Below are 24316 nucleotides of genomic sequence, written 5' to 3' on the forward strand. Positions count from 1 at the left end.
GGTTGTCTCAACACGCGGTTGCAGGGTGTAGCCGGTGGCCGCGCGGCACGGCCAGCAGGTGATGGCGGGCGGCGTGGGCCAGCACGGCCTCGACGTCCACGGTGAGCGGGCCTTGGTGGTCCAGGGTGATGGTGGGGGTGTCGTGCTCGGCGAATTCGATCTCGCGTTCGCCATCCAGGGCCAGGGTGCCGCTGCTTAGGCTCAGGCGATGGGCGACGCCCGGCGTCAGCACGCCGCTGGCGGTGATGCCGCACCCTTGCAGCAGGCCAGGCGCCAGGGGCGCGAGCAGGGCCTGCTCGGCGCCGGGGTTCAGGCGCACCCAGGCGCCGTGCGGGTCCTGGCGTGACACCGGGCACCACAAGCCGCACAGGGCGGACAGGCCAATGGCATGGGGTTCGGCGAAGCAGGCGAACACCTCGCTGAGGTCTTCGCTGCGGCTCAGGGCGCGGGCGCCAATGAAACGCTGGGGCGAAACGGCGACTTCCACCAGTGCCCACTCGTCTAACTGCTGCTCGGGCACCTTCACCCGCAAGCGCTTGTTGCGGCGCAGGCCGATGCTGGCGGGCACGCGGCCGCTGGCGAGCAAGCCGCCCGCCAGGCCGGCGCTGGTGGCTTCGCGTAATTCCGGGAAGGCATTGTTGGTGCCGGTGGACAAGGTCAGCAGTGGGATGTCACCGGCTTCTGCTGCCACTGCCTTGTGGGTGCCGTCGCCGCCGAGCACCGCGATCATCGCCACGCCTTGGCCGACCATGCGTCGGGTGGCCAGGCGGGTATCGGCAACGGTCTGGGTCAATGGCAGGTCGAGCACCTCGATATTCGGCCAGTGCTGGTCGCGCGCAGCGGGGCCTTGGCTGGCCTTGAGCACGGCGGCGGCGATGCCGGTCATGTCGGTTGGCAGCAGCACCCGGCCGATGCCGGTGGCACCGAAGGCGGCCAACAGCCGCTGGATCGCCGACGCCTTGTCGGTGCTCGAATAGAGCCCGGCACTGGCGGTCAGGCGGCGCAGGTCGCGGCCGGAGGCAGGGTTGGCAATGATCCCGACAGTCGGGGTGGGTTGCGGCATGGCGCACCTCGTATTCTTGTTTGTCAGGGACAGAGCAAGGGCGGTGCCAGCTTTGTTTCATCTGCCTGAAGTGGCTGTGCCAGAGCGGTCTGTGCGTAGGAAAGGGCGTGCGCCCAGCATGCCCGGCGAGACGCGGGGTGCCAGGCTGCGGCGGCTTTTGCCGAGACGCTGAGACGCTGCGTCTCAAGCGAGCCGGTATTCACACAGTGCTTGTCGGGGCATGCCTGGAAGCGCTTAATGGCCGCACAACGATAAAAACAGCAATGAGAACCGGAGGGCCTGAATGCTTGCCGCGAACTCCCGAGCCCATGTCGACTGCGTCAGCCGGGTGCTGAAAAACGCCGACCGCCTGCCACAGGCACCGGTGCCGCCGCTGATCCTCGATTCCTGGCGCCGCTCCATGCACCTGTATCGCCTCGACCCAGGCTCCCAGCAGGGCCCACGTATCCTTTCGCAAAGCCTGCTCAACGAATGCCGCGAACGTGCCGAGCTGTTTCTGCGCATCGCCGGCGACGCCGTGGCACGGCTGCATGAGCAGGTCCGCGGCGCCGACTATTGCGTGCTGCTCACCGATGCCCAGGGGCAGACCATCGATTACCGGGTCGAGTCCGCCATCCGCAATGACTGCCGCAAGGCCGGGTTGTACCTGGGCACCTGCTGGTCGGAAGGCGAGGAGGGCACCTGCGGGGTGGCGGCGGTGCTGACCAGCAAGGCGCCGGTCACGGTGCACAAGCGCGATCATTTTCGCGCCGCCTTCATCGGCCTGACCTGCACGGCGGCACCGGTATTCGACCCACTGGGCGAGCTGCTGGGTGTGGTGGATGTCTCGGCCTTGCGATCCCCGGATGACCGCCGCAGCCAGCACCTGATTCGGCAGTTGGTCGAGCAGACCGCGCGCGAGATAGAAAACGCCTTCTTCATGCACAGTGCCCAGGGCCATTGGGTGATGCGCGCGCATGGCACACCGGGCTATGTCGAAAGCCAGCCCGACTACCTGCTGGCCTGGGATGCCGATGGCCGGCTGCAGGCAATCAACAGCCTGGCCCGGCAGCGCCTGGTGGAGCGCCTAGGCCGCTTGCCTGAGCACATCGGCGAGCTGTTCGACCTGGGCCAGTTGCGTTGCAGTAACGAGGCTTCGGCCCAGCGCTTGCCAGGCTGGGGGGAACTGTATGGCCGCGTCAGCGCACCGCAACGGCGCCCGCGCCCGCAGCCTTTGCGCCAGGCACAGGACGCGCGCATCGAGCAGCACCTGCGCCTGGCCACGCGGGTCAAGGACTGTAGCCTGGCGGTGCTGGTGCAAGGCGAGACGGGCTCGGGCAAAGAGGTTTTTGCCCGTCAGTTGCACCAGCAAAGCCAGCGCCGCAAGGGGCCTTTCGTCACGCTGAACTGTGCGGCCATCCCTGAGAGCCTGATCGAGAGCGAGCTGTTCGGCTATGTAGCCGGGGCCTTTACCGGTGCTTCCAGCAAAGGCATGCAAGGGCTTTTACAGCAAGCTGATGGCGGCACCCTGTTTCTCGACGAAATCGGCGACATGCCACTGAACCTGCAAACCCGGCTGCTGCGCGTGCTGGCGGAGGGCGAAGTGGCGCCCTTGGGCGCGGCGCGGCGTGAGCGGGTGGACATCCAGGTGATCTGTGCGACACACCGAGACCTGGCGGCAATGGTGGCGGATGGGCGTTTTCGTGAGGACCTGTACTTCCGCCTGGCCAACGCCCGGTTCGCGCTGCCGCCGTTGCGTGAGCGTGAGGATCGGCTGGGTTTGATTCATCAGCTGTTAGCCGAAGAAGCCGAAGCTTGTGGGGTAGAGGTGGTGTTGGCGGACGATGCATTGCAGGCGCTGCTGCTTTACCGTTGGCCAGGGAACCTGCGCCAACTGCGGCAGGTGTTGCGTTATGCCTGTGCGGTGAGTGAGGGCGGGTGGGTGCGGCTTGAGGATTTGCCGCAGGAGGTACGCGGCGATGCGGTTGCTTCTACTGAAACGGAGGCCTCCAGCCCGGCGCGGCAGTTGTTGCTGGATGCGCTGATCCGGCACCGCTGGAAGCCGGCTGATGCGGCGCGGGCGTTGGGGATATCGCGGGCGACGCTGTATCGGCGGGTGCATGAGCACCGGATCGAGATGCCTAGAATGAAAGGGTGATGGGTTCGTCTCAGGATTTTCAGCGCCTGTGAGGCCGAGCGCCGCCCGCGCGGCGCTTCGCAGCACAAGGCTGCTCCTACATCTGTTTCGGGCCAATATTCCTGTGGCATCGGCGCGCGGTCCCTTGGCGCCTGACACGATATCGAGTCGAGCCAACGAGGCGGTCGCGCGCCAATATCACAGGCCTCACTGGCCCGAAACAGATGTAGATACTCTGTTCGTGGTCAAGCTTTTGCCAGGTGTTTGGCGCTGAAAAGCTTGGCCGTGTCAAACGGCTCACTCCCGCGCATACATGCCCAGACGCCGGTCAAATATTTGCGTATGACTGCCGCGATGGCCTGCATTTTCTTCTTGCCACGACTGACGAGCGATTCGTAAAAGGCTTTCGCATAGCGATCACAGCGAACCGCCGTCAATGCAGGCATGTACATGGCTGCCCGTAGATAGGCATTTCCACTTTTGCCGAGTCTTCCAGGCTTGTCGATGCTGGTTCCCGACTGAGTTTGCCGAACATCAAGACCTGCGTGGCGGCTGACCTGAGAAGACTTGAGTATTTCGGGGAGCGTCGTGAGTTCAGCCAAGGCGGCAAGTACAGAGACTTCCCCCATGCCTGGCGCTACGAGTAGTTGTTTGAACTGTCGACTGAGCGTCGGGCATTGAGCGATCAAGTCGTGCCCAGCCTTGCGGAAGCGCTCAATGCGCTTGTCCAAAGAGGCAATAGCCTCTTCTTCATCTTCGATCAACATGGACATGGTCGTATGGGTCGCACGCAATGCATGCAGCTCATTCTTCGCCCTTGTGCGGTGTCCCACCAGACGATTGATATGTCGGCCAATCGCCCGAAGCTCAAGCTGAACAGGGCTTGGGGGTGTCCACAGGCGTGGGGTCATGCGCTCACCGTACTCGGCCAGTAACTGGGCATCAATCGCGTCAGTCTTGCTGTTGACCAGCATCAGCTTGGCGAAGTTATGGAAGCTTTTAGGGTTGATCACCGAGACAGGAAGGTCGGCAGCATGCAGTTCGATGGCCAAGTCCAGGTAATAGATCCCGGTGGCTTCCATCACGATGGCTTTGGGTTGGAGCGCCTGCAGTTTTTTAACCGCAGCTTTGCGTCCGGCTGGCGTCTGAGCGATGTCCCATAGACCGGCTGGGCGCGCATCTTTGCGCACCCCTGCGGTTGACGTGCGCGAACCGATATCCAAGCCAACGTAGACACTCATTCTTCCCACTCCGCAGCAACTTAGGTGACAATGGCCTCCGGTTCCCCGACCTCGAACTTCATGCCGCTGCAACCTTGTAATGCGAAGTCCGACTTGTCGGCTTCTCGATACTCTTCGTAGTGGGCAATGAGGCGGGGGGCCTCTCTACATACAAGGTCAGGGGCAATCCCTGCCTTCAGGAGCGATCGGCCTCCCCGGAAGTGCTTCTTGAACCTGACGAGAATAACCTCTCTCGCCAGGCCAGGCACAACATACAAGGAGCAGCCTTGTGCTGCGAAGCGCCGCGCGGGCGGCGCTCGATCTCACCGGCAACACCCCCCTCAAGGCATGCACCTGCCAGCACCACCTATCCCTAAAGCCCATAAAAAAACCCCGGAACAGGTCCGGGGTTTTGGTACATCACACTATACGATCACTCCTGGCTGGCCAGTTTGTGCTCGAGGTAGTGAATGTTGACGCCGCCTTTGCAGAAACCTTCATCACGCACCAGGTCGCGGTGCAGTGGGATGTTGGTCTTGATGCCGTCGACGACGATCTCGTCCAGCGCATTGCGCATGCGCGCCATGGCTTCTTCGCGGTCCTTGCCGTAGGTGATCAGCTTGCCGATCAGCGAGTCGTAGTTCGGCGGAACCGAATAACCGCTGTACAGGTGCGAATCGACGCGAACGCCGTTGCCACCTGGGGCGTGGAAGTGCTTGACCTTGCCTGGGCTCGGGATGAACTTCTTCGGGTCTTCAGCGTTGATCCGGCACTCCAGCGAGTGACCACGAATCACCACGTCTTCCTGGCGGAACGACAGCTTGTTGCCAGCGGCGATGCTCAGCATCTCCTTGACGATGTCGATGCCAGTGACCATTTCCGACACCGGATGCTCAACCTGTACGCGGGTGTTCATCTCGATGAAGTAGAAGCTGCCGTTCTCGTACAGGAACTCGAAAGTACCTGCACCGCGGTAGCCGATTTCGATGCACGCATCGACGCAACGCTTGAAGACTTCCTGACGGGCCTTCTCGTCGATGCCCGGTGCTGGCGCTTCTTCCAGAACCTTCTGGTGACGGCGCTGCAGCGAGCAGTCACGGTCGCCCAGGTGGATGGCGTTGCCTTGGCCGTCGGACAGTACCTGAACTTCCACGTGGCGTGGGTTGGTCAGGAACTTCTCCAGGTAGACCATCGGGTTGCCGAACGCAGCACCGGCTTCGGTACGGGTCAGCTTGGCCGAGGAGATCAGGTCCTCTTCCTTGTGCACCACACGCATACCGCGACCACCACCGCCACCGGCGGCCTTGATGATCACCGGGTAGCCGACGTCACGGGCGATCGCCAGGGCGACTTCTTCGTCTTCCGGCAGCGGGCCGTCAGAGCCTGGTACGGTCGGTACGCCCGACTTGATCATCGCGTCCTTGGCCGAAACCTTGTCGCCCATCAGGCGAATGGTGTCGGCTTTCGGGCCGATGAAGGCGAAACCGGATTTCTCTACCTGCTCGGCAAAGTCGGCGTTTTCGGCCAGGAAGCCGTAGCCCGGGTGGATCGCGGTGGCGCCAGTCACTTCGGCGGCAGCGATGATCGCCGGGATGTGCAGGTACGAATCCTTGGATGACGCGGGACCGATGCAGACCGACTCGTCTGCCAGGCCCAGGTGCATCAGTTCGCGGTCAGCCGTGGAGTGCACGGCGACGGTCTTGATGCCCAGCTCTTTGCAGGCACGCAGGATCCGCAGGGCAATTTCCCCGCGGTTGGCGATCAGGACTTTTTCGAGCTTCGCAGACATCGTTGGCTCTCCGCGGTTCAAACGATGGTGAACAGCGGCTGGTCGAACTCAACCGGCTGGCCGTCTTCTACCAGGATGGCGTCGATGACACCGCCGATCTCGGCTTCGATGTGGTTCATCATCTTCATCGCTTCGACGATGCACAGGGTGTCGCCTTTTTTCACCGACTGGCCAACTTCAGCGAAGTTAGGCGAGGTCGGCGATGGCTTGCGGTAGAAGGTACCGACCATTGGCGAGCGAACCACGGTGCCTTTCAGCGCCGGGGCAGCAGCTTCGGCGACAGGGGCAGCAGCAGCGGCAGCCGGGGCAGCTACAGGGGCAGCAGCCATTGGGGCCGGTGCGTAGAACTGCTGGGCAGCTGGGGTCTTGCTGTGACGGCTGATACGGACCGACTCTTCGCCTTCCTTGATCTCCAGTTCGTCGATGCCAGACTCTTCCAGCAGTTCGATCAGTTTCTTGACTTTACGGATATCCATTAATCATCAACTCCCAAAGGTTCGGTCAGGGGGCGTAATTGAAAACGTGTCTAAAACGTTTCTCTCAAACCCCGGCCTACTTAGGCCAGGGTCTCTGTCATCAGGGCTGTGCGTTGGCAGCCAGTTGTTCCAGCGCGGACTCCAGGGCCAGGCGATAACCGCTGGCGCCCAGGCCGCAAATCACCCCTACAGCCACATCGGAAAAGTAGGAGTGGTGACGGAACGGTTCGCGTTTGTGCACGTTGGACAGGTGCACTTCGATGAATGGGATGCTCACCGCAAGCAATGCGTCACGTAATGCGACACTTGTGTGGGTGAAAGCAGCCGGATTGATCAGGATGAAGTCCACACCCTCGTTGCGTGCGGCGTGAATGCGGTCGATCAGTTCGTATTCGGCATTGCTCTGCAGGTACTGCAGATGGTGGCCCGCGGCGCGGGCACGTTGCTCCAGGTCCTGGTTGATCTGGGCCAGGGTCACGGCGCCGTAGTGGCCCGGCTCGCGGGTCCCGAGCAGGTTGAGGTTGGGGCCGTGAAGCACCAGTAGCGTAGCCATCTGCGGATTCCTTGGATTTGTAGGGCAATTCGACACAGCGCGGCGAGTGTGCCGTAAAGCGACGGCAAGTGTCCAGTTCCCGGCAATAGCCAGCACGATGTCCGAGATTCGCGCGAAGTATGTGACCGGATAATTAAATCTGGTCACTGTCTCGAGGATTTTTCGCAGCTCGCCGGAAGTTATAGACCGAGTTTGCCGCGCACGCGCGTCAGAACCTCGGCGAAATCGCCGGCGTTTATCTCGCCTATGACCCGATCAGCGGTCATTTCGCTGCCGTTCGCGGCAAAGAACAGCAGCGCAGGCGGGCCGAACAGCTGGTAGCGGTCGAGCAGCGTACGTTGCTCGGCGTTGCTCTCGGTGATGTCGAAACGCAGCAATTTGAAGGCGCTCAGCTGCGATTGCACCTGCGGCGCATTGAGCACGTCGTGCTCGATCACCTTGCAGCTGATGCACCAGTCGGCGTACCAGTCCAGCAACACCGGCTGGCCTGCGGCCTTGGCCTGGGCCAGTGCCGCGTCGAGCGCGGCGGGCGTGGTGAGGGTCTGCCAGGCATCGGCCTTGACGGCAGGGCTGGCGCTGCCCGTGGCCACGGCGGGGGCAGGCAAGGGGCGCAGGGGGTCGCCCTGGCCGTTCAGTGCCCCGTACCAGCAGGCCAGGGCGTAGACCAGCAACGCCAGGCCGAGCAATTGCGCCAGGCGCTGGCGCGGGGTTTTGATGACGAATTCCAGGGCACCGAGGAACAGCGCCACGCCGGCAGCCAGGAAGCCGACCAGCAGCAACGTCACCTGGCCAGGCAGCACGCGGCTGAGCAAGCCGATGGCCAGCCCCAGCAACAGCACACCAATGGCGTTTTTCACCGTGTTCAGCCAAGGGCCGCTCTTCGGCAACCAGGCTGCGCCACCGGTGGCCACCAGCAGCAATGGCGCACCCATGCCTAGGCCGAGGGCGAACAGTTTCAGCGCACCCCCCAGGGCATCGCCGCTGGCGCTGATATAAAGCAGGGCACCGGCCAGTGGCGCCGACACGCAGGGCGACACCAGCAAGCTGGAAAGCACGCCCAGCACTGCCGCGCCGACTAGCGAGCCACCTTTGGTGCGGTGGGCGAGTGAGTCCAGGCGATTGTTCAAGGCCTGTGGCAGCTTCAATTCAAACAGGCCGAACATGGCCAGGGCGAACACCACGAAGAACAACGCGAAAGGCACCAGCACCCAGGCCGACTGCAGCCGTGCCTGCAGGTTCAAGCCCGCGCCGAACAGGCCCATCAGCGCGCCCAGCACGGCGAAGCTGGCGGCCATCGATACCACGTAAGCAAGCGACAGCGCGAGGCCGCGCAAGCCGTTAGCCTGGCCACGCAGCACCACGCCCGAGAGGATGGGCAGCATCGGCAGCACGCAAGGGGTGAAGGTCAGGCCGACGCCGGCGAGGAAGAACAGCAACAGGGATTTCCAGCTCCAGGCCTGTTCACCTGTGGCCGGTGCCGCGCTGGGGGTGCCACCTTCGCCGTCGATGCTCAGGCGCGCGGTTTCCGGGGGGTAGCACAGGCCTTTGTCGGCGCAGCCCTGGTAGCCCACCAGCAGGGTGAACGCGCGAGGGTCGGTGCGGGGCAGCTCGATGTCGAGCACGCCGTGGTACACCTCGACGTCACCGAAGAACTCATCGTGCTTGGCTTCGCCTTTAGGGATGTTGGGCGTGCCCACGGCCACGTCGGCCGGCTCTGTGCGAAAATTGAAGCGGTGGCGGTAGAGGTAGTAGCCGTCGGTAGCGACGAAACGCAGCTTGATGCTTTGGGCATCGGCCTGGATCAGGCTGAGCTTGAACGCTTCGTGCACGGGCAGGAAATCGGCAGCGTTGGACAGCGAAGCGGCGCCGAGGGTGGCGCTGGGGCGGTTGTCGAGCAGGCCCGTGGCGAAGGCAGGGCTGGCCAGCAGCAGGAACAGCAGGAGAAACAGGCGGCGCATGGCGGACTCGCGAGGTGGAACGTGCTGGGCATGATAGCGGAGTTGGTAGGGGTTGGGGCCAGTGGTGCTCGTCAGGCAATTTTCTGCGCCTGTGAGATCGAGCGCCGCCCGCGCGGCGCTCGATCTCACAGGCGCAGAAAGTGCACGCTCACACCCTGAACGCCCGCACCGCCGTGCTCAGCTCGCTGCCCAGGCTCAGCAATTGCTCCCCTTGCTCACGCCCCTCGCCAATGCGCTGCAAATTGTCCTCGCCCAGCTCATGAATCCGCTCGCTATGGTCACGAATCTCGCTCACCGCACCGCTCTGTTGGGCCGTGACATCGGCAATCCGCACCGCCGTATCGGCAATGGTACGAATGGCGCGGACAATCTCGTCCAGCGCGCCATCTGCGGCCTGGGCCTGGTCGGCGGTGGCTTCGGCATGTTCCAACTGCGCACGCATGCCCGCCACCGAGCCTCTGGCGGCTTGTTGCAAGCGGTCGATCAGTGTCTGGATCTCGCCGGTGGCGCCTGTGGTGCGTTGCGCCAAGGAGCGCACTTCGTCAGCCACCACGGCAAAGCCACGGCCCATTTCGCCCGCGCGGGCAGCTTCGATCGCGGCATTGAGGGCCAACAGGTTGGTCTGCTCGGCAATCGAGCGAATCACCGTCAACACCCCGCCAATGGTGGCGGACTCTTCAGCCAGTTGTTCGATCATGCGGGCGTTACCCTGCACTTCGTCCACCAGTTCGCGTAACCCCGACAAGCTCTGGCCAATCACCGCCTGGCCGTGCTCCACCGCCCGGCCGGCATCGCGGCTGGCGTCGGCGGCGGCGCTGGCATCGCCGGCCACTTGCTGGATGGTCGCTTCCAGTTCACCCAGCGCGTCGCGAATCTGCCCGGTGTCGCCCGCCTGGCGCTCGGCACCGTCGTGCAGGGCGGCGCTCATACCGGCCAGGGCATGGCTGCTGCCGGCCACCTGTTCGGCGTTGTGGCGGATGGTGCCAACCAGTTCCACCAGGTAGTGGCGCAGGCGGTTGAGCGATTCCTGAATGTCGTGCAGTTCACGGTTGGTCTTGCCCAGGGTGATCGGCTTGGCGAAGTCACCCTCGGCCCAGTGCGACAGGGCCGGCGCCAGGCTGGTCAACGTACGCGCCAAGCGCCGCTGCAGGGTGTCGATGAGCAGCGCGATCAGCAAGATCAGGCCGATCATCAGGCCTTGGCTGATACGCACTTCGGCGGCGATTTTGGCGTGCAGCCCGCGGACTTCAGGCTCCAGGCCGGCGATGGCCTGCTGCACGGCTTCAAGGCGCTGGCCCGTGCTGGCGGCCAAGGCGGCGCGGCGCTCGATTTGCTCGCGGGTGCGTTGCAGTTCGGCCGGGTAGCGCGTGAGCAGGCTCAGCAGTTCGCGCTTGAGGGCGACGGCAATGTCTTCCTGCTGCGCGCTGGCTTGGGTTTCCAGGCCCATCAGGGCGGCGAAATCATCGGCATTGGACTCGGCTGCACGGGTAACACCCAGCAACGGCAAGCTGTCGATGGCCTGGGCCTGGGCGCGGATCAGTTGCAGCTCGCGCTCTACTTCGTCGGCCAGTTCAGAGCGGCCACTGCTGACCAGTTTGTCCCGGGCCAGCGACAGGCGGCCCAAGTGCACGGTGGCGTCGAGCACAGGCAGCAGATAGCGGTTGGCCTCGGCGCTGCCGCTGTCGCGGGCGTAATTGGCCAGTTGTTCGAAGTTGGCCCCCAGTTCGCGCTCGGCTTGCAGTAGCAGCGCTTGCGGGTCGCCGGCCAGCTTGCCGGCCGCCAGCAGTTCTTCGGCGGTAAAGGCCTGCAGGCTGTCGAGGCTGGGGTGCAGTTTGTCGGCCAGCGCGTCGGGCCATTCGGCCAATGCCGCCTGCAACTGCTGGTTGGCCTCCATCGCAGCGGCATGGCGCAAGGCATCACCACTGGCCAGGTAGGCCTGGATGTTGTGTGCTGCCTGGTTCTGGAACTGTTGGGACAGGCCCAGGTAGCGTTCCATCATCTGATAGGGGCGCTCCAGGGCACGCTGTGACCACCACAAGGTCACGGCCAGGGCGATACAGACGGTTACCAGCAACAGGGTGTTGAAATTGGTCAGCCACTTCAGGCGCATAGCCGCGAACTTCCTGCGGGGAGTGGGAGAGGTAAGCGCCTGAAGTTATTGCGATTTTGTTACGCAGTGATGACGTCTGTGTCCTGATGTAAAAAAAGATGGCACTTTGCCTTGTTAAGGCTCCACCCGAACCACGCAGTTACGCCCCGCGTGCTTGGCCCGGTACAACGCCTCGTCCGCTGCACTGGCCATGGTCAGCGCATCCAGCTCATCGTCCAGTTGCACCACCCCCGCGCTGAACGTGCAGTTCAGGTCCCGTGGCTGCGCCGGATAGAGGATCTCGGCAAAACGCCGGCGGATTTCGTCCAATACCTTGTGCGCGGCATCCAGGGCGGTGTTGGGCATGACGATGGCGAACTCTTCGCCGCCATAACGCCCGATGAAGTCGGTCTTGCGCAGCCGTTGCTTGAGGAACAGTGCCAGGCTCTTGATCACCCGGTCGCCCATGGGATGGCCATGGCGGTCGTTGATCTTCTTGAAACGGTCGATGTCGAGCATGGCGAAGCTCAAGGGCTGCTGCTCGCGCCGGGCGCGGAAGCTGCAATCTTCGAGCAGTTGCAGGATATGGGTGTGGTTGTACAGCCCGGTGAGGCTGTCGCGCACCATGCGTGCCTTGAGGTGGCGGGCGCGGGCGGCGCGGTTGCGCACGGTGGTGATCAGGTGGCGCGAACGGAACGGCTTGGTGAGGAAGTCATCACCACCTTCGCTCATTGCGTCGAGCTGTTTGTCGAGGTCGTCCTCGGCCGACAGGTAAATGATTGGCACGCTGACATAGCGGTCGTTGTGGCGGATTACCTTGGCCAGCTCCGGGCCGGTACAGGCGGGCATGTACAGGTCGAGAATGATCAGGTCCGGCTGGAAGTCGGCCAGTTCCGCCATGGTGCGGATCGGGTCGGTCAGGCTGCGGGTGATCATGCCCGCGCTGCTCAACACCCGTTCGGTGTGCAGGGCCTGGGTGCGCGAATCGTCGATGATCAACACCCGCAGTGGGTCGAGCGGGGTAGTGCTGGTGAGCAGCTCGACCTTCTCCAGCAGGCTGGAGGCTTCCAGGGTGCCGGTCAGAAACTCTTTGCCGCCAGCGCGCACGGCGGCAAGGCGAGTCGGGGTATCGGTTTCGTGGTGGCTGAAGAACAGCAGCGGAATCGTTTGCGGCACACCTTGCTGAGCTTGGGCGGCCAGGCGCAGGCCCTGGCCGCTGCCGGTGAAGTCGACATCCATCACCACCGCCGCAGGCGGGCATTCACTGAGCGAAGCCCGAAACGCATCCGCACTGAACAAGGCCTGCACACCGAGGCCGAAAAACTCCAGCTGCTGGGCCAGGCGTTGGGCGCGCTCGTGGTCTTGCAAAAGGATGTACACAGGCTTGCGCAGCGGCGGCAGGGGCACCGGGTTGAGCGGGTCATCCTTGCGCAGGCCGGGACGCGACAGGTGCTGGGCGGGGCACTGGTGGCTCGGATCGACTGCTTGGCTCATGTCCTGGCTACTTTTGGGTGGGTGGTGTGCAGGTGCGATGATGGCTCTATGCTAGCAGCTCTTTTCCGTTGGGTGAGTGCCCTCCATCAACAAAGCGTTTAGAACGAATATTCAGTTACTGACCCACTGGTCGCTTATGCGTACGGCAGTGTCTGCTTTATAGTGCAGCGATGCGGGCTTGCCGTGGCACCCTGGCGAAGGCCTGGGGTCCAAGCCTCTGAACCGTCTTGACTGATTAAGGACAATGCCATGCTGGACTGGAAAAACCGCGAGGCCAAAGCCGAACCCCGCGAGCGTGTTGATGGCCGTGGCGCCGCCGCCCGTAGCTACCTGGGCGGCCTCTGGAGCCGTGCCCTGGGTACCCTGATCGGCCTGTACCTGCTGGTCTGTATCGGCCTGGGCTGGTACTGGAGCCAGGAGCCGGAGCTGTTCCCGGTGCAGCAGAACGCCCAGGCTGCGGCCGAGCGTAATGGCCAGCAGATGGTCATCGGCTATACCACCATCGAAACCCTCAAGACCGTCGCCGGTACCTTGCTGAACAAGCCGGGCGGTTACATTTCCAACGACCGCTTCCCGCCGGGGCTGTGGATGGACAACATGCCGAGCTGGGAATACGGCGTGCTGGTCCAGGTCCGCGATTTGTCCCGCGCGTTGCGCAAAGACTTCGCCCGCTCGCAGTCGCAGTCCACTGAAGACGCCGACCTGGCCAAGGCCGAGCCGCGCTTCAACTTCGACAACAAGAGCTGGATTTTGCCGTCGAGCGAGTCTGAGTTCGAAGAAGGCATCAAGTCGCTGAACCGCTACCAGACCCGCCTGGCCGCTGGCGACAAGGGCGCGATCTTCTACACCCGTGCCGACAACCTGAACAACTGGCTGGGCGATGTGGCTACCCGCCTGGGTTCGCTGTCGCAGCGCCTGTCGGCCAGCGTTGGCCGGGTCAAGCTCAACACCACGCTGAAGACCGAGTCGGTACAACCTGGCCAGGCACCGCAGGTTGACGAAGAGCTGGTCGAAACCCCATGGCTGCAGATCGACAACGTGTTCTACGAAGCCCGTGGCCAGGCCTGGGCGCTGTCGCACCTGCTGCGCGCCATCGAGGTCGACTTCGCCGATGTGCTGGCGAAGAAGAATGCCACGGTCAGCGTGCGCCAGATCATCCGTGAGCTGGAAGCCTCGCAGGAAGCACTGTGGAGCCCGATGGTGCTCAATGGCAGCGGCTTCGGCATGTGGGCCAACCACTCGCTGGTCATGGCCAACTACATCTCCCGGGCCAACGCTGCGGTCATCGACCTGCGTCAGCTGCTGTCGCAGGGTTGATCGTGGCCATTAGCACCCAGGAAGCCGCCCATCGGGCGGCTTCCGACCGTGAGCTGGTTGCCTGGGTCGACGAAGCCGACCAGGTGCTCGGCGCCTTGCCCCGGGCAGAGTTGCGCGAGCGCGGGCTGATTGGCCGTTGCACGTTCATCTTGCTGTTCAATAGCGCCGGGGAGTTGTGCGTGCACCGGCGTACCTTGAGCAAGGCGCTGTACCCAGGCTTTTGGGATGTGGCGGCGGGCGGCATGGTGACGGCGGGCGAGGGCTACGCCGAGTCGGCTGCGCGGGAGTTGGCCGAAGAACTGGGTATCGACGGCGTCGCGTTGCGCTTTCATGAACGGTTCTACTTCGACCAACCCGATAACCGCTTGTGGTGTGCGGTGTATTCGGCGGTGTCCGATGCACCGTTGCGCTTGCAGCCGGAAGAGGTGAGCGAGGCGCGGTTCATCAGCCTGGCGCAGGCGGAACAAGAAAGCCACACCAAGCCGTATTGCCCGGACTCGTTGGCGGCGTTGCAGCGGTACAAAGCCAGCCTATTGTAAAGCGGGGTGTTCCTACAGGCGATTGCGGTGCCCTTGTAGGAGCGGCCTTGTGTCGCGAAAGGGCTGCAAAGCAGCCCCAGCGCCCAGGGGTCGCAAAACATTCGCAAAATGGCGCATTCCAGTACTTAGCAATCCCCTGATTTATCGTTACACTGCGCGCCCTTTTCGGGCTGTCGCAAGATCTTGCGGCAGTAGCGCCGCCCCTGCCAGAGTGGGGCTTCGCGGTCGGCTCCCGCCGACCAGTTTTTGTCCTCAGCACAGAGGAACAAAAGTGGCCAAGAAAGCTTCTTCCTTTTCCGCCCTTGGCGGTCTCGTGTTCTCCACCGATGCCGGTCGGCACTGCCCTGACTGTAGCCAGCCGGTGGATGCCTGCACCTGCAAGCAGCAAATCATCCCGGAAGGCGACGGCATTGCCCGCGTACGCCGGGAAAGCAAAGGCCGCGGTGGCAAGACCGTGACCACCGTCACCGGTGTGCCGCTGCCCCTCGATCAGCTCAAGGAGCTGGCCACCACGCTCAAGCGCCGCTGCGGTACCGGTGGCGCCTTGAAGGACGGGGTTATCGAGATTCAGGGCGACCATGTCGAGCTGTTGATCGGCGAGCTGACCAAACAGGGTTTCAAGGCGAAAAAGTCGGGCGGCTGAGGCCGTCGCGCGTTTTTTTGCCCAGTGCTTTCTAAACTCGTTCCTGTTGGAAGGGTCTACCCCTGAACCGGACGAATCGTCATTTTCAGCTTCTACACTGCGCCGGCCCTTTTCGTTGGGGCAGTGTTTTCGACTTATCTATAGGGGACTTGAATGTCCGTACGACGCACACGCAAAGACGATGGTAGCCAATGGACCGTGGCCGACAGCCGCAGTGTTTACGGCATCCGCCATTGGGGCGCTGGTTATTTCGCCATCAATGAAGCCGGGCGCGTCGAAGTACGCCCTAATGGCCCCAATAGCGCGCCGATCGACCTGTTCGAGCAGGTCGACGAACTGCGCCAGAGCGGCCTGTCGTTGCCGTTGCTGGTGCGCTTCCCCGACATCCTGCAAGACCGTGTACGCCAGCTGACCGGTGCCTTCGACGCCAACATCGCGCGCCTCGAGTACCAGAGCCAGTACACCGCGCTGTACCCGATCAAGGTCAACCAGCAGGAAGCGGTGGTGGAAAACATCATCGCCACGCAGAACGTCTCGATTGGCCTTGAGGCCGGCTCCAAGCCCGAGCTGCTGGCAGTGCTGGCGCTGGCGCCAAAGGGCGGCACCATCGTCTGCAACGGTTACAAGGACCGTGAGTTCATCCGCCTGGCGCTGATGGGCCAGAAGCTGGGCCACAACGTGTTCATCGTCATCGAGAAGGAATCCGAGGTCGCCCTGGTGATCGAGGAGGCCGCCGAGCTCAAGGTCAAGCCGCAGGTCGGCTTGCGCGTGCGCCTGTCGTCGCTGGCGTCGAGCAAGTGGGCCGACACCGGTGGCGAGAAGTCCAAGTTCGGTTTGTCGGCTGCGCAGCTGATTTCGGTGGTGCAGCGCTTCCGCGATGCCGGCCTGGACCAGGGCATCCGCCTGTTGCACTTCCACATGGGTTCGCAGATCGCCAACCTGGCGGACTACCAGCACGGCTTCAAGGAAGCCATCCGCTACTATGGCGAGCTGCGTGCACTGGGCCTGCCGGTCGACCATATCGACGTCGGCGGTGGCCTGGGTGTGGACTACGACGGTACTCACTCGCGCAATGCCAGCTCGATCAACTACGACATGGATGACTATGCCGGCGTGGTGGTGGGCATGCTCAAGGAGTTCTGCGACGCGCAGGGCCTGCCGCACCCGCACATCTTCTCCGAGAGCGGCCGTTCGCTGACCGCGCACCATGCCATGCTGGTGATCCAGGTGACCGACGTCGAAAAACACAACGACGACGTGCCGACCATCGAAAACAAGGAAGCCCTGCCCGAGACCGTGCAGTGGCTGGCCGACCTGCTGGGCCCGACCGACATCGAGATGGTCACCGAGACCTACTGGCGCGCTACCCACTACATGGGTGACGTGGCGGCGCAGTACGCCGATGGCAAGATCAGCCTGGCCGAGAAAGCCCTGGCCGAGCAGTGCTATTTCGCCGTGTGCCGTCGCCTGCACAACTCGCTGAAGGCGCGCCAGCGTTCGCACCGCCAGGTGCTGGACGAGCTCAATGACAAGCTGGCCGACAAGTACATCTGCAACTTCTCGGTGTTCCAGAGCTTGCCGGATACCTGGGCCATCGGCCAGGTACTGCCGATCATCCCGCTGCATCGTCTGAATGAAGAGCCGATGCGCCGCGCGGTGCTGCAAGACCTGACCTGTGACTCCGACGGCAAGATCAATCAGTACGTCGACGAGCAGAGCATCGAGACCAGCATGCCGGTGCATGCGCTCAATGAGGGCGAGGACTACCTGCTGGGCGTGTTCCTGGTTGGCGCCTACCAAGAGATTCTGGGTGACATGCACAACCTGTTCGGTGATACCGACTCGGTGAACATCTACCAGAATGCCGATGGCAGCGTGTACCACGCCGGTATCGAGACCCACGACACCATCGAAGACATGCTGCGTTACGTGCACCTGTCGCCGGAGGAGTTGATGACTCACTACCGCGACAAGGTCGCCAGCGCGAAGATCACCGCCCGCGAGCGGACGCAGTTCCTCGATGCCTTGCGCCTGGGGCTGACCCGCTCTTCGTACTTGTCTTCGTAATCGCCGGGGCCGCTTTGCGGCCCATCGCCGGCAAGCCAGCTCCTACAGGTATTGCACGTGGCTCGGGCCATGCAGTGATTCTGTGGGAGCTGGCTTGCCGGCGATGGGCTGCAAAGCAGCCCCAAAATCACTGAACCCACAGCCCCTTTTGCTGCAACCGCCACCCAACCCACCCCAACGTCACCGCCCGCAATGCCATGAACCCGAGAAACGCCAACCACAAGCCGTGGTTGCCAAACCCACTCATGGCCCACGCCACCGGCAGCGCAATCACCACCGACGCGAGCATCGCATTGCGCATCTCCCGCGCACGCGTCGCGCCGATGAACAACCCGTCGAGCAGGTAGCTCCATACCGCAATCAACGGCAGTAGCGCCAAGTACGGCAGGTACGGATAAGCCGCCACTCGCACACTGTCGATGTCGGTCTGCAGGTCGATGAACAGGTGCCCACCCAGCAGGAACAGGCCGGCAAAGCCAACGCTGGTGATCAGCGACCAACCGCATGCTACTACCAGCGAGCGGCGGAGCGTATCGCGGTCGCGGGCGCCGATGGCATGGCCGCACAAGGCCTCGACTGCATGGGCGAGCCCGTCGAGCGCGTAGGCGGTCAGCAGCAGGCCATTGAGCAGCAGGGCGTTGGCTGCCACTGTCGCTTCACCCAGCCGGGCGCCTTGCACGGTGATCAACAGGAACACCAGTTGCAATGCCAGGCTGCGTAGGAAGATGTCGCGGTTGACGGCCAGCAGCGGCCTCCAGGCTTGCCAGCGCTTGAGCGCCGCCCAGGCGATGTGCCCGGGGTACGCGCGCAAGGCCGGGCGGGTCAGGGCCAGGCCCAGCAGTGCGGCGCTCCACTCGGCGATCACCGAGGCGCGCGCCGAACCCAGCACCCCCCAGTCCAGGCCGAGCACAAACCACAGGTTGAGGATGATGTTCAGCAGGTTGGTGGTCAGCAGGATGGCCAGCGGCGCCCTGGCATTCTGGGTGCCGAGGAACCAGCCGACCAGCGCGTAGCTGGCCAGTGCCGCAGGCAGCCCGAGCAGGCGGGTGTGGAAGAAGTCCTCGGTGGATTGCTGCAACGCCGCGCTGGGCTGCATCGCGTGCAGCGCCAACTGGCTGAAGGGCAGCGCCAACAGGCCGATGACCACGGCAAAGCCCAGGGCCAGCAGCAGCCCTTGCACCAATACCTGGCGCAACGCCGCGCCGTCACCCCGCCCAGCAGCCTGGGCTGCGAAGCCGGTCGAGCCCATGCGCAGAAAGCCCATCAGGCCAACCATGAAGGTGAACAGCGTGGCGCCCACGGCAACGGCGCCCAGCTGGTGGGCGTGGGGCAGGTGGCCGATGACGGTGCTGTCGACCAGCGCCACCAGGGGTACGGAGATGTTGGAGAGGATCATCGGTGCGGCCAGGCCCCAGACCTTGCGGTGGGTAGGGCGGTCGCGCCAGTCGGTGGTCAGTTGAGACATTTCAAATCCTGGCATTAGCAGTGCCACAGTGTACCGGCCAGGCAACCAATTCGCGCGAACGCGGTCTCACCTGGCGCTACACGGCGGGTGACGCGCCCGTCGTTGCGCTATAGTTGCTGCCCTCACGTACACGCTGCCTAAGAGTTCCTACTCCATGTTCAACAAAGGATTGTTGCTGGCCTGCGCGCTGGCTTTGCTCAGTGCTTGTGACTCCTCCGCGCCGGGCAAACCCGCGCCGGCCGAGAAACCGGCAGCCACCGCGCCCGCCGAGGCCCCAGCGGCCAAGCGCGAAGACCCTGCCGTACTCGCCAAGCGCTACGAGGGCCGGGCGCTCACGGTGCTGGACGTCTCGGAAGTGCAGCTCGACGGCGCCAGCGCGCTGTCGATCAGCTTCTCCGCGCCGCTGGATGCCACACAGGACTTCGCCGGCAAACTGCACCTGGTCGACACCGTCAAAGGCAAGGTCGACGGGGCCTGGGAACTCTCCGACAACCAGATGGAACTGCGCCTGCGCCACCTGGAGCCGCAGCGCAAGCTGGTGCTCACGGTCGACAAAGGCCTGCTGGCGGTCAATGGCAACGCGCTCGACAGCGAGTCGGTCACCCGCCTGGAAACCCGCGACATGCAGCCGACCATCGGCTTTGCCAGCCGCGGTTCGTTGCTGCCCACGCGCCTGGCCGAAGGCTTGCCGGTGATCGCCCTGAACGTCGACAAGGTCGATGTCGAGTTCTTCCGCGTGAAGCCCGAGATGCTCTCGACCTTCCTGGTCAACTGGGGGCGTAACAGCAGCCTGTATTACTACCAGTCCAAAGAAACCCTGGACATGGCCGAGCTGGTCTACAGCGGCCGCTTCGATCTCAACCCCGCGCGCAACACCCGCGAGACCGTGCTGCTGCCGATTGCCGGGATCAAGCTGCTGCAGGAACCGGGCGTGTACCTGGCAGTGATGCGTGCCTCGGGCACCTACGACTACTCGCAGCCGGCGACCCTGTTCAGCCTCAGTGACATCGGCGTCTCTGCGCACCGCTACCGCGACCGCCTCGACGTGTTCGCCCAAGCCCTGGAAGGCGGCAAGGCGATGAAAGACGTCAACCTCGAGGTGCATGACGAGAAGGGCAAGTTACTGGCCCAGGCCAAGACCGATGGCGACGGCCACGCCGAACTGCCGATCACGCCCAAGGCCGATACCCTGATTGCCACGCAAGGCGTGCACACCACGTTGCTGCGCCTGAACACTGCGGCCCTGGACCTGGCCGAATTCGATATCACCGGCCCGCAAGCCAACCCTTTGCAGTTGTTCATCTTCGGCCCGCGCGACCTGTATCGCCCGGGTGAGACGGTGCTGCTCAACGGCCTGCTGCGCGACCAGGATGGCAAGCCGGTCAAGGCCCAGCCGGTCAGTGTGGAAGTGCGTCGCCCTGATGAGCAGGTCAGCCGCAAGTTTGTTTGGGAGGCGGATGGCAGTGGCCTCTACCAGTACCAACTGCAACTGGCCAGCGAGGCGCCGACCGGTCGCTGGCAATTGCTGCTCGACCTGGGGGGCGGGCGCAAGCAGGTCTACGAGTTTCTGGTCGAAGACTTCCTCCCCGAACGTTTGGCGTTGGAGCTCAAAGGCAGCAGCGCACCGCTTGCGCCTGATCAGGACGCCCACATCCAGGTCAATGGCCGCTACCTTTACGGCGCGCCGGCTGCGGGTAACCGGCTGAGTGGCCAAGCTTACGTGCGCCCGTTGCGCGAAGCAGTGCCGGCGCTGCCGGGTTACCAGTTCGGTTCGGTCACCGAAACCGAGTTGAACCAGGACCTGGAGCTGGACGAAGTCACCCTCGACCAGGCCGGCAAGGCAGTGGTCGATATCGAAAGCCGCTGGGCCGAAGCCCGCTCGCCACTGCAACTGACCGTGCAGGCCAGCCTGCAGGAGTCTGGTGGCCGGCCGATCACCCGTCGCCTGGAACAGCCGATCTGGCCTGCCGAACGTTTGCCGGGCCTGCGCGGCCTGTTCGAAGGCGAGGAAACTGACAGTGACGGCCCGGTGGAATTCGAGTTCCTGGTGGCCGACCGTGATGGCAAGAAGCTGGCGGCCAATGACCTCAAGGTGCGCTTGATTCGCGAGCGCCGTGACTACTACTGGAACTACTCGCAGAGCGACGGCTGGAGCTACAACTACAACGAGAAATTCCTCACCCAGAGCGAAGAGACCGTCAGCGTCAAGGCCGGCTCGACCGCCAAGTTGTCGTTCCAGGTCGAGTGGGGCCCTTACCGGGTCGAGGTCGAAGACCCAGAGACTGGCCTGGTGTCCAGCGAGCGCTTCTGGGCGGGCTATCGCGCCCAGGACAACGCCGAAGGCGGCGCAGTACGCCCGGACCAGGTCAAGCTGGCCCTGGACAAACCGTCCTACGCCGATGGCGCCACCGCCAAAGTCACGGTGACCCCGCCTGCCGCCGGCAGCGGCTACCTGATGATCGAGTCCAGCGATGGCCCGTTGTGGTGGCAAGAGATCGAGGTGCCGGCCGAAGGCAAGACCTTCGACGTGCAACTGGACAAGAAGTGGGCACGCCACGACCTGTATATCAGCGCCCTGGTGATTCGCCCCGGCGAGCGCAAGGCCAATGCCACACCAAAACGCGCGGTGGGCGTGCTGCACCTGCCACTCGACCGGGCCGAGCGTAAGCTGGCGGTCAGCTTGCAGGCGCCGGAGAAGATGCGGCCCAAGCAGCCGTTGACAGTCAAGTTCAAGGTGGCCAATGCCGATGGCAGCCCCGCGGCTGCGGGGCAGCAGGTGCATGTACTGCTGTCGGCAGTTGATGTCGGCATCCTCAACATCACCGACTTCAAGACCCCCGACCCCTTCACCAGCCTGTTCGGCCGCAAAGCGTATGGCGCCGACCAGTTGGACATCTACGGCCAGTTGATCGAGGCCGGCCAGGGCCGCCTCGCCAGCCTGGCCTTTGGCGGTGACGCGGCCATGGCCAAGGGTGGCAAACGCCCCAACACCACGGTGACCATTGTCGCGCAGCAGAGCCTGCCGGTGACCCTGGACGAGAAGGGCGAGGGCCAGGCCACGGTCGACATCCCCGACTTCAATGGCGAACTGCGGCTGATGGCGCAGGCCTGGACCGAGGATCACTTCGGCGTGGCCGAGGGCAAGACGGTGGTGGCTGCGCCGCTGATCGCCGAGCTTTCGGCACCGCGCTTCCTGGCTGGTGGCGACCGCACCAGCCTGGCGCTGGACCTGGCCAACCTGTCGGGCCGCGCCCAGCAATTGAATGTCGAGATCAGCACCGAAGGCCAGTTGAGCCTGGCGGCGAGCGCGGTGCAAAGCGTCGCGCTGGACGAAGGCCAACGCCGCACGCTGATGATTCCGGTGCAGGCCCAAGGCGGCTTGGGGCAGGGCAAGGTGCGCGTGCGGGTCAATGGCCTGCAACTGCCAAACGAGCCGGCCACGGCCTTCGAGCGTGAATGGACCTTGGGTGTGCGCCCGGCTTATCCGGCGATGCTCAAGCACTACCGGGTTGCCTTGAAGGACCAGCCATGGGCGTTGCCCGAGGCGGACCTGGCTGCCTTCGAACCGGCGGGCCTTGAAGCCAGCCTGGTCTTGTCGAGCCGGCCGCCGCTGAACCTGGCCGAACAGATTCGTGCCCTCGAAGCCTACCCCTACGGGTGCCTGGAGCAGACCACCAGCGGCCTTTATCCGTCGCTCTACGCCGATGCCGAAAGCCTCAAACGCTTGGGGATCAAGGGCGAACCGGCCGACGTGCGCAAGCGCAAGATCGAAATGGGCATCGAGCACCTGCTGGGCATGCAGCGTTACAACGGCAGCTTCGGCCTGTGGAGTTCGGACAGTGAAGAAGAGTACTGGTTGACCGCCTACGTCACCGACTTCTTGCTGCGCGCCCGTGACCAGGGCTACGGCGTGCCCGCCGAGGCGCTGAAGAAGGCCAACGAGCGCTTGCTGCGCTACCTGCAGGAACGCAACCTGATCGAGGTCGACTACAGCGAGAACGCTGACCATACCCGCTTCGCCGTGCAGGCTTATGCTGCCCTGGTTCTGTCGCGCAGCCAGCAGGCGCCCTTGGGTGCCTTGCGCGGGTTGTTCGAACGCCGTGCCGACGCCCGCTCCGGCTTGCCGCTGGTGCAACTGGCGGTAGCGCTGGAGAAGATGGGAGACAAGCCGCGTTCCGAGCAGGCCCTGCAAGCCGGCCTGGGTATTGGCCGCAGCAAAGGCTGGATGGCTGACTACGGCAGCAGCCTGCGTGACCAGGCGCTGATTCTGGCGCTGTTGCAGGAGAGCAACCTGGCCAGCAAGCAGGTCGACCAACGCCTGTTCGCACTGTCGGACGAGTTGGCGGCCAACCGCTGGCTGTCGACCCAGGAACGTAACGCGCTGTTCCTCGCTGGCCGTGGTTTGCTCGGCAAGCCGGAAGGCAAGTGGCAGGCGCGTCTGGACAGCGCGGGCGAGATCCGCGAGTTCAACAATGCCGAAACCGGCCTCAAGCTCGAAGGCCCGCTGCTGGCGTCGCCGCTGACGGTGCAAAACGAAGGCAGCGAGACGCTTTACCAGCAGCTGACGCTGTCTGGCTACCCGCGCCAGGCGCCGGCAGCCGGTGGCAATGGTCTGCAGATTCGTCGTGAGTACCTGGGTATGAATGGCCAGGCGTTGGACCTGCACAACCTGCGCAGCGGCGACCTGGTGCTGGTGCACTTGGCCCTCAAGGCCGAAGACCGTGTGCCGGATGCGCTGGTGGTGGATTTGCTGCCAGCGGGGCTTGAGCTGGAAAACCAGAACCTGGCACAGAGTGCGGCCAGCCTGGAGAATGCCAGCAGTGCCGTGAAAGAGTGGCGTGAGTCGATGCAGAACGCCAGCGTGCTGCACCAGGAGTACCGCGATGACCGTTACGTCGCAGCGCTCAAGCTGGACAGCTATGGCACCACGCACCTGCTGTACCTGGCGCGGGCAGTAACCCCGGGCACCTACCGTGTGCCGCCGCCGCAGGTCGAGTCGATGTACCGCCCGAACCTGCAGGCAGTGGGCGATGGGCAAGGCGAGATGACCGTCAAAGCCCGTTAAAAGCCTGCCTCTTGTAGGAGCAGCCTTGTGCTGCGAAGAGGCCGGTATGAGCAACGAAAATCCTGTTGCCTGTACCGGCCTCTTCGCAGCACAAGGCTGCTCCTACACACACACTGCGAGGTGCGGCGATGGCCTTTAGTGAATCACCCAGCTCATCACCCACAACCCCAGCACCAACCAGATGATCCCGAGGATGATCGAAGCGCGCATGAAGGCGCGGATTGCCGAGTACAGCAGCATCAGGCCGACGACCAGGGCAAGGATGCTGACCAGCGAGGTGTCCATGCCCAGGGTGCGTGCCAGGCCATCGATGAAATTGCCGCCGGCATTGGCCAGCAGGTTGAACAGCCCGCTCAATGCGTCGACGATAAAGCGGATCAACGACCCGAGTGCGTGGCCCAGCCACCCGAAAAAATCTTCTACATGCATAGTTGCTTCCTGATCAACACACCGGCGAGGTTG

General features: G+C 63.8%; 15 protein-coding genes and 1 pseudogene. 6 read left to right on the forward strand and 10 right to left on the reverse strand.

Annotated features, from left to right (window positions below; genetic code table 11):
• Positions 1-23 precede the first annotated feature (23 nt).
• Positions 24-1063 (reverse strand): annotated as a pseudogene (locus D886_RS0116445) (ATP-NAD kinase family protein); the annotation flags it as partial.
• Between the two features lie 283 nt (positions 1064-1346).
• On the opposite strand from D886_RS0116445, the gene D886_RS0116450 reads away from it, so the two are divergent.
• The gene (locus D886_RS0116450; protein ID WP_027594946.1) at positions 1347-3200 is read left to right on the forward strand and encodes a sigma-54-dependent Fis family transcriptional regulator; all 1854 of its coding nucleotides are present in this window, start codon (positions 1347-1349) and stop codon (positions 3198-3200) included.
• 224 nt (positions 3201-3424) lie between these two features.
• On the opposite strand, the gene D886_RS0116455 is transcribed toward D886_RS0116450, so the two are convergent.
• The 7 genes from D886_RS0116455 to D886_RS0116490 form a co-directional block, all read right to left on the reverse strand.
• Complete coding sequence (locus tag D886_RS0116455; protein ID WP_027594947.1) at positions 3425-4420, reverse strand: IS110 family transposase; 996 nt, start codon at positions 4418-4420, stop codon at positions 3425-3427.
• A gap of 412 nt (positions 4421-4832) precedes the next feature.
• The gene (gene accC / locus D886_RS0116465) at positions 4833-6188 is read right to left on the reverse strand and encodes an acetyl-CoA carboxylase biotin carboxylase subunit (protein WP_027594949.1); all 1356 of its coding nucleotides are present in this window, start codon (positions 6186-6188) and stop codon (positions 4833-4835) included.
• Positions 6189-6205: 17 nt separating this feature from the next.
• Positions 6206-6664: an acetyl-CoA carboxylase biotin carboxyl carrier protein gene (gene accB / locus D886_RS0116470; protein WP_027594950.1), complete on the reverse strand. Its 459-nt coding sequence runs from the start codon at positions 6662-6664 to the stop codon at positions 6206-6208.
• Between the two features lie 100 nt (positions 6665-6764).
• Complete coding sequence (aroQ, locus tag D886_RS0116475; RefSeq protein WP_008093086.1) at positions 6765-7217, reverse strand: type II 3-dehydroquinate dehydratase; 453 nt, start codon at positions 7215-7217, stop codon at positions 6765-6767.
• 179 nt (positions 7218-7396) lie between these two features.
• On the reverse strand, positions 7397-9175 hold the full coding sequence (locus D886_RS0116480; protein ID WP_027594951.1) for a protein-disulfide reductase DsbD: 1779 nt from the start codon (positions 9173-9175) through the stop codon (positions 7397-7399).
• A 148-nt stretch (positions 9176-9323) separates the two neighbouring features.
• Complete coding sequence (locus D886_RS0116485) at positions 9324-11285, reverse strand: methyl-accepting chemotaxis protein (protein ID WP_027594952.1); 1962 nt, start codon at positions 11283-11285, stop codon at positions 9324-9326.
• Between the two features lie 114 nt (positions 11286-11399).
• Positions 11400-12758 carry a diguanylate cyclase gene (locus D886_RS0116490; protein ID WP_027594953.1) on the reverse strand — a complete coding sequence of 453 codons (1359 nt, stop codon included), beginning with the start codon at positions 12756-12758 and terminating at the stop codon, positions 11400-11402.
• A 249-nt stretch (positions 12759-13007) separates the two neighbouring features.
• Between D886_RS0116490 and D886_RS0116495 the strand changes: the two genes are divergently transcribed.
• The 4 genes from D886_RS0116495 (at position 13008) to speA (ending at position 17324) form a co-directional block, all read left to right on the forward strand.
• Positions 13008-14075, forward strand: a complete 1068-nt coding sequence (locus tag D886_RS0116495) for a DUF2333 family protein (protein ID WP_027594954.1) — start codon at positions 13008-13010, stop codon at positions 14073-14075.
• A 2-nt stretch (positions 14076-14077) separates the two neighbouring features.
• Positions 14078-14614, forward strand: coding sequence for an NUDIX hydrolase (locus D886_RS0116500; RefSeq protein WP_027594955.1), 537 nt, complete (start codon positions 14078-14080; stop codon positions 14612-14614).
• 271 nt (positions 14615-14885) lie between these two features.
• On the forward strand, positions 14886-15257 hold the full coding sequence (locus D886_RS0116505; RefSeq protein ID WP_027594956.1) for a translation initiation factor Sui1: 372 nt from the start codon (positions 14886-14888) through the stop codon (positions 15255-15257).
• A gap of 153 nt (positions 15258-15410) precedes the next feature.
• The gene (speA, locus tag D886_RS0116510; protein ID WP_027594957.1) at positions 15411-17324 is read left to right on the forward strand and encodes an arginine decarboxylase; all 1914 of its coding nucleotides are present in this window, start codon (positions 15411-15413) and stop codon (positions 17322-17324) included.
• A 127-nt stretch (positions 17325-17451) separates the two neighbouring features.
• On the opposite strand, the gene D886_RS0116515 is transcribed toward speA, so the two are convergent.
• Positions 17452-18789 (reverse strand): MATE family efflux transporter, encoded by a 1338-nt coding sequence (locus tag D886_RS0116515; protein WP_027594958.1) that lies wholly within the window; start codon positions 18787-18789, stop codon positions 17452-17454.
• A 154-nt stretch (positions 18790-18943) separates the two neighbouring features.
• Here D886_RS0116515 and D886_RS0116520 point away from each other — a divergent pair, with 154 nt between their 5' ends.
• A complete protein-coding gene (locus D886_RS0116520) occupies positions 18944-23854 on the forward strand; it encodes an alpha-2-macroglobulin (RefSeq protein ID WP_027594959.1) in 4911 nt (1636 codons plus the stop codon).
• A 135-nt stretch (positions 23855-23989) separates the two neighbouring features.
• Here the strand turns inward: D886_RS0116520 and D886_RS0116525 are convergent, their stop codons facing one another.
• A complete protein-coding gene (locus D886_RS0116525; RefSeq protein WP_027594960.1) occupies positions 23990-24283 on the reverse strand; it encodes a hypothetical protein in 294 nt (97 codons plus the stop codon).
• Between the last annotated feature and the right edge of the window lie 33 nt (positions 24284-24316).

Origin of the sequence: Pseudomonas sp. LAIL14HWK12:I7, assembly GCF_000483465.1 — a bacterium.
Lineage (GTDB): Bacteria > Pseudomonadota > Gammaproteobacteria > Pseudomonadales > Pseudomonadaceae > Aquipseudomonas > Aquipseudomonas kermanshahensis.